Source organism: Lacrimispora indolis DSM 755 (assembly GCF_000526995.1).
Classification (GTDB): domain Bacteria; phylum Bacillota; class Clostridia; order Lachnospirales; family Lachnospiraceae; genus Lacrimispora; species Lacrimispora indolis.
In genome coordinates, this window is record NZ_AZUI01000001.1 from 1,593,688 (window position 1) to 1,606,367 (window position 12,680).

Here is a 12,680-nt window from a genome sequence, read left to right on the forward strand (position 1 = left end):
TAATAACTTGCACAAAACACTCTCTTCACATCAAGACTTCTGTACTACCCTTTCACAGCATAAGAGAATATTGTATCAACGAACTTTCTGGAACAGCATTCCTCCGGAAATAGGGAATGTACTTTCATGTTAAAAACAAATTCATTTTTACAGCACTCCCCACCCTTCGATTTCCATCAACAACATCGCAGTATCAATGAGTCCCTCGTACCAGCATACACTTCTGGGAACTTCATTCAAGTAACATTCTGATAGCTCACCCATATTCAGATATTCCTTAATCTGCACTTCAAACAAATCAAGTATATCCGGATTCGCATTCTGAACCAAGAATGGAAAATCTCTGCAATTACTTAAAGCTTCCCATCTCTCCTCACCCCCTCCTTCCGGCTCAACTGGGATACCTTTTTTCTGGCTCTGCTTTTTCACCTTGCCCTCACTAGCTCATAGGCTTTATCAATCATAGCGTTCCCTTCTACTGTGCGCGCAAAAAGACTTTCCTTATAATTTGCCCGTTCTCTTAAAGGTTTCGCATGAGTGGCAAAATCCGATACAGCATTCAGGAATCGCCAGCCATGCTTTCCAGCAAATTTTAAATCCGGCGCTTCAAAATACCTCATCTTCAGATCCTCTTTCAGTCTCATCAGATTCTTCTGCTGCTGTTCCGTAGGGTTATCAAGCAAAGGAAACAATGCATCAATATATTCATACACCTGATGGTCTGTCATCTTAATTCTGCTTAGTTCATCAATGGCCTTACCAAGCTCTCCCATGTACCTGTTGGCATAAAGGAGCGTGTTTCTTGCATCTTCCATCTTTCCCTCTATATTTCCGGTATGGTTTGCAGACCAGGATCTCTTTGCTGTCGCCAGGGCCAGGTTTAAAGTATTCTGGCAAACCACCCGAATAGGTGTCACTGCAGCCTTTATACCGCCTGTTCCATCGTGAGAATTCATAAACACAAGGTAAGGTTCGATTTCATCCCCGCTTATAATATAATGCTGAGGAAGCTTTGCAAGCAGCCAGGTCTTTCGCCCTTCCTGAAGAGAACCCGCCGTTTCATAGGTAACACCTTCACCAAGTAATTCATCTGTAAAAGCAAAAGCTTCCTCATTCTGAACCACTTTGTAACGATCGGAAACAACTCCTAGAACCTTTTCATCCATATCACGGATATTGGCTTTGAAGCCAGTAATCGGTATACCATCTTCCGTTTCAATGGACTTTTGAATTACCTGCCAGTCCAATCCCGCCAAAGCCAGAGCTTCTGCAGATGCAGGTGCTTCCATCACCATTGTTCCTAGTCCATGCCAGGGCTTCTCTCTTGTGTAAAACATTGTTTCTACATTTGCTGCCATAAAGATTACCTCCTTAAATAATTTATTGATTCACATCCAAGGAGATAATATATAAATACATATTCTTTTTATTACATATCCCACACCAAATTAAGATTATCATTTACCAAAGAATCTTTTACAAAGCTATATCGAAAATATTTAAAAGCTCTAAGGGAGCACGCACAACTACTGATTTCTCAATACTTACAGAAATATATGAGTTACCTTTTCTTTCATAAAGCTTTTAGTAAAATTCAGGCTGCTATTTTCCAAGTAAAGCCTTAATAATTGCTATTGGAATCAATAACCATCCCAAGATAAGCGCCAGGGTCATTTTTTGAATAATAATCCTCCCCCATGTATCAAACACAATTCTATTTGCGTAAACAGTTCTTCCAACAGCCCAATATCCGGCAATCCAATAAATTATTAACAACATTTCCTTTTCTCCTCCAGGTATTTTAAAAACTTATGTATCTTTTATTCAATTCGTATTTCCACTATTTTTTCTATAATAATATTTTTTTCCACATTGCATTAGTTCAACAAGATCAGATCATTTACATATGCATACGGAATATCATACGGAGTAGAATAATAGTCCTGGCCTGGAGCAATATCTCCCTCCATAAGTGTACTCTCATTTAGCATACCATTTTTGATTATAATTCGAGTTACCACTTGATATCCCATGTATCCAGAAACAGAAATGATCGCATTTTGATCGGGTTCACCATAAATCATACTATGTCCTCCTGAAATGCTTCCCACCTCCCGAACCGTTCCATTGTAGGTATAAACAACATACATGAAATCGGCCTCACTGGTGCCTTCTTGTACAATTAATTCTGGGATTCCATTTTGCTCTATATCATAAACAAAGTATATATTTCCCCATACTGACCATATGCCCGGTTAATGATCTCTCTATATGCTTCTAAATATCCATCAGAAGAACCCGCTCCACCATCAGTCTGACCATTTTCAATAGCTTTGAGTAAATCCAAATTTTCTCTTTCATATTCGTTTAATACACCATCGTCAAACTCTTCCTGTGACAGATAGCCATTATACCATGGCTGGCTTTCAAAATACTGTCTTAAATCTTCTGATTCAAATTTGCGTCCATGTCTTGCATAAATCTCATTCCGTGCCAATCGAAGTGCCTCTTTAGAAAATGAGGTTATTTCTTCCCTCGTTATATAGCGTAAATTACTATCTGGCAGAATATAGTTATCTGCATCAGTACTTGTTTCAGGAACTATTTTATCTACAACACCCTGGGACACATCTTTGACGGACATTATTTGCGTCATTTCAGGCGACTGGTAATCTTCAGCATTTATAAGGCCGCACATATTATTCTTCCATTGTCCAGAGACTACTATATTTCCATCGTAATCATACAAAATCCCCTTTCCTTCTATTTCTCCATAGAAAAAATCTCCCTCATACTTTATATGGTCACTGCCTTTATAATACAGTTTCCCCTTTCCATCCATTGTGTCTTTTTTAACTTCCCCATCATATGACAGATAATCCGCATAATATAGCTTTGCTTCTCCATTCATTTCTCCCTTTTTGAAATTGGAGGAAACAATCCCTAATGTGTAATATTGAGGATCTTCATCTGCCCTCATTGATATTCTTTTTGAATATGTTGATGTATACAATTTGTCTGGATAAGTTATAAAAATACCGTTTCCTTCAAATTGCCCATTTTCAAAATACCCTACATATTCTAATTCATTAAAATAATCATTCACACATTTTTGTGCATCTCCCGATTGCCCAACAAATTCTCCAAATTTCCACGCTTCATTTTCATCCTGAAAGAAAAAGTATGACTTCCCAAACCCGGAATACTTCCCTTTTTTAAACATGCCCTCATAAACCACCTGTCGTGCAAGCATAGGCTCATAATCAGAGCCATAATTTATCAACTTATAAAGCATCCCATATCCATCAGGTTTCTCATCTTTGATTTCGCCCATATAAACGAAGTCCGTTTCTTCATCCGTCTTTTTGTAGGTTATAATTGAATTATTTAAAAATCCCCCTGAACCTTTTATATAGCATTGTTCTGGTTTCACTTTATTTGCTATTACAGAAGCATTCTTTTCTTCTTTGCTGAAATCATATATTTCCAATGACTTATTTTGCAAATAAAAAGATAAATACTCTGTTGACCATACCGATACATTGTCAGCCTGGACTTCACCGGATTCCGATTCTCCTGCAGGTGTTGTAGTTGATGCTGTAACATTGGTTTCTGTTAAAGCTTCCACAGAATCAGAATTGGAATTCCCACTAAACCACGAAATTCCTAAATATACGATATAAATAAGAACGCCTGTCTTTATTATTCCGAACTTCTTCTTTGGCCTTTTAATATAAGAAGCAGGAGAAACTGAAGCTTCTTCTTTTTCTTCACCAGTTTGACTAAATGATATATCCGGCTGTGGAGCCTCCTCATTAAACCATTTATCATAAACAGCTCTTTTTTCCAGATCAATAAGTGTTTCATATGCCTCATTGATTAATTTCATTTTTTCATTTATAATTTTTTTATCTTTACATACATCTGGATGGTATTTTTTCGCTAACGCTTTGTATGCAACCCTAATTACTTCTTCTGATGCGTCTGAACTTACTTCCAATACTTTATAATAATTTATCATACTTGTTCTCTCCATAAATATTAAAGAGGACTCTAATGCTCTATTCCTCTTAATATAGCATCCACTCTAAGCTTCATAACAAAAGAAGGACTTTTGTAATCTTGTTTAGACCTTTAATTACCATTTAAAGATATATGCAAAACAACTACATTGATCGAAAAGGGTATGGCCGATTAAGCCATACCCTTTTCAACCGGTCAGCAAGGCTAGTTACTGAATCCATACTCCATTTTCATCTACAGAATAACCGTCAGGAGTGGTTGCAGAAGAGAGCATATGTCCATCTGCCCCCAGATAGTACCACTTTTCTCCTACATTAACCCAGCCAGTCTGCATCACACCATTTCCATCTGTATAATACCAATTTTGTCCGTCTAAAATCCAACCAACCAGCATTTCTCCCATAGCAGGCATCAGATAATATTTCTTTCCATTCAATTCTTTCCAGCCCTGTGCCATGATTCCATCAGGTTCAATCCAATACCATTTTCCTTTAACGTAAATCCAGGTATTCTGATATAAATCCCCATTGGGCTTTTTAAAACTCCATCCGCTTTCTGTCTGTTGCCATAGTCCAGATGTTTCGGGAATAGAGCTTGTGCTGCTGGATTTCTTATTAAAACCTGATCCACCGGAAGAACCACTGCCTGAACCTCCGCCAGAATTATTTGAACCGCTTGAGTCTTGGACGGCTTTACCTGCAAATACAAAATTGCTGAAACTGTCTGTAACGAGATAAACCATATTTCCGTCAATTTTTGTATTCAGCAATTCAGGTGAACCGTCCTCCCCAATATGGAATACTTTAAGACCCTCTGCACTCATTCCACTAGGAACCGGCACACCTACAATTACTGGAACATCAAGCTCATGGATTTCATCGCCGCCTTTGTACAAATCAAGTTCGACGGAGAGCTGCTTTTCAAAGGCTTCCGGAAGAGCTGCCACAGTACCTTTTGTCGCGGAAAGACTGATTTCCTCTCCCTGAGCAGCATTTAAACTTCCTCCAATTAAGTCTAACTCCCCTGTTCCCAAAAGTGATTTCACCCCAGCAGCATCTATTGAAACCATATTTCGATTGAGCATTGCAAAAGAATTATCCATAACTCTCAATTCTCTGATTTTATTAATCCAGGTTTCTTTAATCTGACTGTTATCGTCTAAACTTTGACACAATGTTTTTATAGAAGCTACTCTATTCGATACATCCCAATTTCCTGATAAGGTATCTCCTATCCCTCCGATTTTATCTGAACCTGAACTCCAGTCAGATGTTATTGTTACCGGGTCAGATTCAATTCCATCAATCACTAATTTTAATTGAAATGTCTCTATGGCATACGGTATATAAGAAATGGTATATTCATTCTTTCCTCCATCAAGGGATTTTTCCCACCCTCTTTTATAAGTTCCGGAGGAGCCCACCTCTTCTATCCAGAAATCATGATCCCCAGTTAATGTTTGTTTCTTCGCATTGCTGTCAGTCGCAAGTTCTACATTAAAGGTTACCTTTAACTCTTTTCCGATAGTTCCATTCCTTTCATTGCTGCCTTTCACTTTAATATCTTCAATTGTGCGGCAGGGAGTCGTATCGGAAATCAATCTTCCCTCTTCATCAAACTCATCCATAGAAGCATTAGAATCAGATGCTTTTGAAGCTTTCTTACAAGAACCATCCGTTTCAAAATAATACCAGTCACCATCGATGTTCAGCCATTTATCCTTTGCCATCTGTCCATCGTACTCATAATAATACTTCTTTCCATCCTCCAGGAAAGCTCTTGACAGCATTTTCCCATCTTCATCAAAAGCATACCTATATTTACCGATCCTGGGTGTGGAGTTTTCCATCCGTATCCCATTGTTATCGAAGTAATACCAATTACCGTTCTGCAAGTCAGGAAGCTGATGTCCTTCATCATCCAAATAAAGCCACCATCCGCTTGCTATTTTGCCTTCTGGAAAAGCATACCGGGTTCCCCCATCATTCGGCTGAAAGAATTCGTCACTAGCCATGATTCCATCTTCTTTTATATAATACTTTTCACCATTGTATTGGAGAATTTGGTTCTTTATAATCTCACCATTTTCTCTATAATTCCATTCCCCGTTGTTTAATTCCCACTTCCCCTTATTCTCAGCTGCTATTCCATTAAAACTAAAGCTACTGACCATCATTGTGGTAACCAAAGCGACCGCAAGCTGTTTTCTAAAGCGTTTCATCCTTTGTCCTCCTGGATATAATTGTTATAACTCAATCAGCATATGTAAAAACATTTCTGGCCTGTCCCTATTTATGGAGGAACACCTCTCTCGCAAATAGAGACTATTACTTCACGCAGTTTTCCTGCCCCCACATATAACCACCCACCTTTAATCATTCACATTTACAGTCCTGCTTTTTTTCTATTCCATTTTTTGTTTTTAGGTCTTCCCCGGCCTCCAAACCTGCTATAAAAATTAAAACTTTGGATACTTGCTCCGGTTCCAATTCCATAATCTTTTTTATTACAATATCTTTCTCTGTTGGCTCCATATTCCCCTCCATTTTAATCACGTTAATCTAAATTGAATTTAGTTTATCATGATTGAATTTAGTTGTCAATATTACATTCTTGACTGAATTTAGTTACTATGATATTATTTTGAACAAAGGCGGTGAGCAATTTTGAATCTAAGCGAAAGAATCAGATTACTACTTGAGGAAAACCATTTAAAACAAAAAGATTTGGCCAAAGAAATCGGGGTAACAGAGAGCTATATATCTGCCCTCTTAAATGGAAGAAACTCCAACATATCTCAAGCGCTTGCTACATTAATTGAGGAAAAATACGGGTACAATAATTCTTGGATTCTGTATGGAACAGAACCCAAGTTAAAAATGGTAGGGAAAAACAAGTCCTTATCAGACATCCATAAGAAAGCAATTTTACAAATAGAGAAACTGAATCCGGGGCAAATAAAAGCCGTACTGGCCTTTGTAAAAGCATTGGAAGAAATAGAAGATGATTTCAAGGAACCGTCTTAAGACCCACAGTATGTACTCACAGCAAGCCATCCATAGATAGAATGCTTATATGGAACTAACATCCAGGACAGAGGATGCCTGAAAATGAGTCAAGGCTCATATGAGGCAGCCTCTCTTTACTTATGTTTTTCCTTGCCTCAATTTTTTCATTTTATGGCATTAAATCCTCGCTCCGATTTGAGGACACTAAGATTTTTTTGAAATATCGCTCCGTATATCCAAGCTCCTTCGCTAAAACCTTTCCATTTGTTCCGTCATAACGTTCTTTTATCTGCTTCTCAATATATGACTTGCTGTATAGTTTCACTGGAAATGTAATCTGTAATCCATGTAGATGCTCATAGATACGGATTGTAGTTTCCACTCCCAATTGCTCTGCCAGATCCCGGTAAATACCATAAAAATCCTTTGCATCCATGAATCTTCCTCCTTTGCCTTCCTATTATAAGGGTTTCATGAATACTATTTCTTCTGTCAATATCCTTATTTTTTCTCTTATAATTCTTCATATTACATTTCTACGAACCTCCCTATCCATAAATTTAACTTCTGGCATCAACTATCAGCACCACTTCAATAATATATAATTGGCCGTAGTCAACTTTACATAATAGCAATAAAAAATCATTGCCAAATTTACTAATTAATAGCATAAAAGGTGCCATAGCTTCTGTACACTATGGCTTTCTATGTTCCTATGTTCCCCTCATACAGCCATGCTGCAGATTAACATGGATATAATATATATCTGAAAATAAAAAAAAGACTTTTTTATCTTACTAAGTTATATATGAGAGCCCACTATATATAACCATCATATCCAACACTACAGTTTTGCCTGCACTCACATTAAAAGCATATAGAACAACCTATACCCCGTTTTTTCGCTCTCTATATAATATGATCGGAATTTTCAGAATCAAGACCGATCACCCCAAACTATATGCTATATTCTATTATTCTTTTTATTAAATTTAAAATCAAAAAGAGTAAGATACTATAATACGGCGCGTAAACACCTTATTTTAAAATACCTTACTGCTCTATCTCTTTTATATATTCTTCCTGCACAAGCTCAGCCTGTTCACACGGAAAATCTGAAAACAAGTAAACTGTACTAGGAAACCTTAGTAGCCTGGCACGTCCGATACTCTGCTCTAGTTCACTTTTTATAAAATAAAGCTGTATCTCTCGTAACATCGGATTATTGTATGTGGTAAACCCAAATTTATAGCCTCTATATTTTATTATTTGCCAATGCAATGCATCAGAAGCATCAATTCCTAAATGGAATGCAATCAGCTTATAAACTGTTTCTGCATAATGTGGAGTGCCTACTACAGCAATATCCTTACCTGTAAAAGCATTTATCCCCTCAGTATTTCCAAAATGAAGTTCATATTCATTAAAACCCTTTCCCATTTTGCTGAATGTTATTATTGGAATATCTCCACAAATATCCTTAATTGAATCCATTGCCTTGTCACCTCTCTTAAAAATATCTTTACGGCTCATGGAATGAGCTGAATATTGTATAAGACGACCCAAATAGTTGGCCTCCTTCTTAGAATACTCTTTAACATACCAGCCACAGAAATATTGTCTGTACAATTCTGGTGATAATGAGGCTGATAAAATTATATATTTTGCTTTAGGCAACATCTTAGGGCAGAAGTACTGTATATCACCATTTTTTTCTTTATAATAGACGGAGGCCTGTACTAAATCATTAACGTTTTCCGATATGCCATATTGATATAGGTCATCTTCTGATATTATAGCTTCTTCTGACATCGGGGTCACAGTTTTATATGTATTGTCCTTTGTACCTTTAATCTGTGACAATAATGCCTTTAACGCCAAAGGGCAATGATCCAAGCACAGTACCTTTTCTATAGTTCTTAGGCTGACTTTCTTTATATTTTTAAATAAATATAACAAAATATCCTCATCAATAATGACGGTATAACCCTTTAAGTCATCATCTGATAAGGTAAGTAGCCTTGCATGAGTCGTAACAATATATTCAAATCTTTTTATATTCGAATAAAAACTCAAATACTCTTTGCATTTTTGAACTGCCATGATTATTTCAGGGTTCCTTTCCTCCTCATGATCAATAATAAATTTTCTTAGAACCTTGGCTGCCATTCTGTTTATTCCAATATCATAATAATACTTAACTTCATTAACCAGTTCCTCGGGCACTTTCATTTCATCAATAGAAGGGGTAACTACAGCATTGATTCCTCGTATATGTAATTCTTCTACAACCTGTTGTTTTAATAAGTTTGTAGGAACTGCAATTATAATCTTCTCATTTTTTAAAGATTGTACAAAATCGCAATATGCCTTGGTCTTACCGGCAGCGGTCTGGGCTGGGATTAGATATAGCCCATCTCTAATCTCACTCATAGCATCTTTTAGACAGCTTTCAATATGAGCATACACATTTTCCACGCTAACATATCCTTTAGAATCATCTAACCTCTGAATCTTTTCTCTTTCTGCTATTGTCAGCAGCATATTTGCTTTATGATTACAATAGTTGCAATACTTGCAACCATTCTCACAAAGCTGCGGTTTATATCCCATGGATTTAGCATATCCAAAATAAAAACTCCAATCTTTGAGATTATCGCCCCTCTTTTCAATATATGAAAGAAACTTACTCCTTCCCCCTCTTATATTAACAAAATTGGTCAACAGCAAAAACTTTTCATTATGTTCAAGCTCCACACCATTTAGAAAATCCTTATATAACGCACATTTTTTTCCGTTCTCTGACCATTTAACCCTAATTTGATCATTTAATACCTTATTATCGCGCTTACCAGTCTGGTAGGATGCCATTTTAATAAAAAATGAAGATTTTACGTCATTTCCTATTATAATATAAATAGGTTTTTCCGAAAAATCTTCAATCCTACCAAGTTGTGATGCGCGGCCAATTTCTAAGTATGAACCGTTTAAAGCCACTTTGTTCTTTTTTGCGAATCCTTTTATTTTTCTGGAATAATTAGAATAATTAGTAATGTATTCGTATTTCTGATATTGTAGGGCCAAACTTGCTATATTAAACGTTTCTTCATGAAAATATATCAGACCTTTACCTCCCAAGAATATTCTAGAAACATCTTTACATTGTCCATCAGCATCCAAAAATACTTCATGTAATAATGCAAGTATTACCTTTGCTGCAATAGCATTATTTACAGGACATTCATGAATAAATACAACTCTAAATCGTTCCGATAACTCTGTAGAGCTAAACGTATGATAGGCAAACGCTATTGGCAAGTCATATTTTTCTGCTCTGGTTCTTATCATTTCAAAGGTAACCTTTGAATCAAAATCAAGAGCAAATATTTGCATTTCACTAAATGCATCTGACTTTCTTTCTCCATTATTAAATACTGCCGGACAAAATGAGCAACCATAATTACCCACATATGAAGCCAATTCCTCCAGCGGCAAATTAACTGGCCTCTTTGCAATTCTTATACTTATTTTAGCCATTTCTATTTTATCTGGCTTTACTTGATACTGTGTACCGTCTAAGCTCACGCTGACATTCATTGTTGTCTGTACCTTTCTTATAAAATTATCATAGGGATTTTTATAGCTTTTTATTGCTTCCCAATGATTTATTAAATTGTTAGAAGATTTATAACTATTTAATAAAATAAATTTTAAAGGAGATTACCGACTATGTTAGAACAATATGATGATGTTATTTCTGCAAATGAACTATGTGAGATATTAGGTATCGGTAGGAACCGTGCTTATGAATTATTACAAACAAACCAGATCAAAGGATTTCAAATGGGACGGCCTTGGAAAATACCTAAAGTTTCGGTCGAAGAATATCTGAAAAGAAAATCTTCTCTATAAACACCTATGCACAAACCCCCTATGAAACTTAATTCATAGGGGGTTTACCCATAATTTAAAAAAATTATTTTATTAATCCTTATTATAGGAGTACTTTTTATTACCTTTTTTATTTTATTTTTTCAGATCAGGGTAAATCTTCCTATTCTTGCTTCCTTTTATAAAATCCGTATATTGCTTTGTTTTAGGAAAATCGTTTGAGCGCTGAATTAAATCATACTCAAGCATGGCTTCTTCTATTTTCTGGTGTATAAATTCATCAAAAGTTCTATTCACCTTGGGTCTACGTTCCATAATTTTGCTAAAATCCATATCAGCATAACGCCTACATTTTTCCACAAAATTATCACGCCTTATAAAATAAAAATAATACGCTATATTGAATTCTAATTGCTTCTGATAACCCCCACCTTTATTACCCTTTTTTTCTTTATCGTCTTTACTGTACGTACTCTCTATTTTCCCAACATCTTCACTTAAATGCTTCAAATATCTCCTATAATCCTTAACTCTTTCATTTTCTACCGAATTATCCACTAAATCATGATAGTATGAAAAGTCCTTATTATTAAGTATATATTTTTCTAACCTTATGGCAACCTTCTGCAAAGACGGTTCCAGGTTCTGAAGCGTAGCATTTTCATTCATAAGCAAATATTTTGAAAATATTGTCTGAATAACTGGCACTAAGCAGGAATTAATAAAAACGTACTTTGAAATATAAGGCTCTAATATCTTCCATCGACATTTACAATTATCACTTTGGAAAAATTGGTCAATAGCATTATTATATCCGTCCACTTCACTCTTACATATCTCATATGGTAATGGGAAAAGGAAATTATAAAAATATAAAGCAGATTGAGCCTGTTCAGGTGAATAACTCTGTTTATAGGTAGACAAATTTGTAAAGCGCTCTAAATAATGAGTGCTCAAATAATCCAATGTAGAAAATGACAGGAAATTATCTATCATAAATGTATCCTTAATCTTTTCAATCGAATACCCTTGATCTTGATAAATGTTTTTTAAAAGGCTAAAACAATCATAAATTTCATCATAAATCTTATTAATATACATACCTCGCTGAGCAATGTAGGTAAAAGGAAGTCTGTTTCTAGTCTTGAGAAGAGTATAAAACAATTCCGCATTCATATATTCAAATTTATATTCCTCTTTTTCCTCATCAGCCCTTAAGTGGTACCTTGAAAACTGCCTCACATAGATATACAATTCCTTAGTGGGAATCATATTATTTTCTGTATCTAAAAATAATAGTGCAGCTTTATCTATGGTATCCAGTATCGCTTTTCTTCTTTGCGACCACTTATATCCCAAATCAGTTTTTAAATTAGGCGTCTTTATAAGTTGCTTTAATATCTCTTCATCTTTAAAGTCCGGGTCTCCTTTCAGAACATCAATAACAAATTCTCCTATATTCTTTTGCGGAATTATTGCAAAATTGAAAGAAATACAAGCAGAAAGAATAATATCATATTTTATTAGTCCCATTACTTTTTCAAGATTATATCGTTCATTTTCTTCAACAAACCAACTATTCAAGCAATTCTTCACCAAAAGATTCCATATATCTTCAATAGAAGAGCCATTACATAATCTTGATGCCTCTTCCCATGATTCCCCTATACGTCTTTGTAAGTCATTGGGAAACCATCTTTCATCTTCCAGAAATGTGTTAAGGTCTATTACTCTCATTTAATTTCCTCCTTAGTTTTA

12 protein-coding genes are annotated in these 12,680 nt (G+C 35.6%); 2 read left to right on the forward strand and 10 right to left on the reverse strand.

Going from position 1 to position 12,680, the window contains the following annotated elements; all coding sequences use genetic code 11:
• Nucleotides 1–147: 147 nt before the first annotated feature.
• The 7 genes from K401_RS0107585 to K401_RS32775 all read right to left on the reverse strand — a co-directional run bounded on the left by K401_RS0107585 (nucleotide 148) and on the right by K401_RS32775 (nucleotide 6,557).
• Nucleotides 148–429 carry a hypothetical protein gene (locus tag K401_RS0107585; RefSeq protein ID WP_024292392.1) on the reverse strand — a complete coding sequence of 94 codons (282 nt, stop codon included), beginning with the start codon at nucleotides 427–429 and terminating at the stop codon, nucleotides 148–150.
• The gene (locus K401_RS0107590; protein ID WP_024292393.1) at nucleotides 426–1,358 is read right to left on the reverse strand and encodes a DUF932 domain-containing protein; all 933 of its coding nucleotides are present in this window, start codon (nucleotides 1,356–1,358) and stop codon (nucleotides 426–428) included. Before K401_RS0107590 ends, K401_RS0107585 begins: the two co-directional genes overlap by 4 nt.
• Nucleotides 1,359–1,602: 244 nt before the next feature.
• Complete coding sequence (locus K401_RS33160; protein WP_166435257.1) at nucleotides 1,603–1,779, reverse strand: hypothetical protein; 177 nt, start codon at nucleotides 1,777–1,779, stop codon at nucleotides 1,603–1,605.
• A 98-nt stretch (nucleotides 1,780–1,877) separates the two neighbouring features.
• A complete protein-coding gene (locus K401_RS0107600) occupies nucleotides 1,878–2,084 on the reverse strand; it encodes a hypothetical protein (RefSeq protein ID WP_024292394.1) in 207 nt (68 codons plus the stop codon).
• Between the two features lie 122 nt (nucleotides 2,085–2,206).
• On the reverse strand, nucleotides 2,207–4,021 hold the full coding sequence (locus K401_RS31765; protein ID WP_024292395.1) for a YARHG domain-containing protein: 1,815 nt from the start codon (nucleotides 4,019–4,021) through the stop codon (nucleotides 2,207–2,209).
• A gap of 210 nt (nucleotides 4,022–4,231) precedes the next feature.
• A complete protein-coding gene (locus K401_RS31770; protein ID WP_024292396.1) occupies nucleotides 4,232–6,244 on the reverse strand; it encodes an N-acetylmuramoyl-L-alanine amidase family protein in 2,013 nt (670 codons plus the stop codon).
• Nucleotides 6,245–6,398: 154 nt separating this feature from the next.
• Nucleotides 6,399–6,557 (reverse strand): hypothetical protein, encoded by a 159-nt coding sequence (locus tag K401_RS32775; protein ID WP_154526655.1) that lies wholly within the window; start codon nucleotides 6,555–6,557, stop codon nucleotides 6,399–6,401.
• A 132-nt stretch (nucleotides 6,558–6,689) separates the two neighbouring features.
• Between K401_RS32775 and K401_RS0107620 the strand changes: the two genes are divergently transcribed.
• Complete coding sequence (locus K401_RS0107620; RefSeq protein ID WP_024292397.1) at nucleotides 6,690–7,049, forward strand: helix-turn-helix transcriptional regulator; 360 nt, start codon at nucleotides 6,690–6,692, stop codon at nucleotides 7,047–7,049.
• A 151-nt stretch (nucleotides 7,050–7,200) separates the two neighbouring features.
• Here the strand turns inward: K401_RS0107620 and K401_RS0107625 are convergent, their stop codons facing one another.
• Both K401_RS0107625 and K401_RS0107630 read right to left on the reverse strand, forming a co-directional pair.
• Nucleotides 7,201–7,467, reverse strand: coding sequence for a Mor transcription activator family protein (locus K401_RS0107625; protein WP_024292398.1), 267 nt, complete (start codon nucleotides 7,465–7,467; stop codon nucleotides 7,201–7,203).
• Between the two features lie 617 nt (nucleotides 7,468–8,084).
• The gene (locus tag K401_RS0107630) at nucleotides 8,085–10,628 is read right to left on the reverse strand and encodes a hypothetical protein (protein WP_024292399.1); all 2,544 of its coding nucleotides are present in this window, start codon (nucleotides 10,626–10,628) and stop codon (nucleotides 8,085–8,087) included.
• Nucleotides 10,629–10,760: 132 nt separating this feature from the next.
• Between K401_RS0107630 and K401_RS0107635 the strand changes: the two genes are divergently transcribed.
• Entirely contained in the window at nucleotides 10,761–10,943 is a 183-nt protein-coding gene (locus K401_RS0107635) for a helix-turn-helix domain-containing protein (RefSeq protein ID WP_024292400.1), read from the forward strand.
• Between the two features lie 114 nt (nucleotides 10,944–11,057).
• Here the strand turns inward: K401_RS0107635 and K401_RS0107640 are convergent, their stop codons facing one another.
• The gene (locus K401_RS0107640; protein WP_024292401.1) at nucleotides 11,058–12,659 is read right to left on the reverse strand and encodes a hypothetical protein; all 1,602 of its coding nucleotides are present in this window, start codon (nucleotides 12,657–12,659) and stop codon (nucleotides 11,058–11,060) included.
• Nucleotides 12,660–12,680 lie beyond the last annotated feature (21 nt).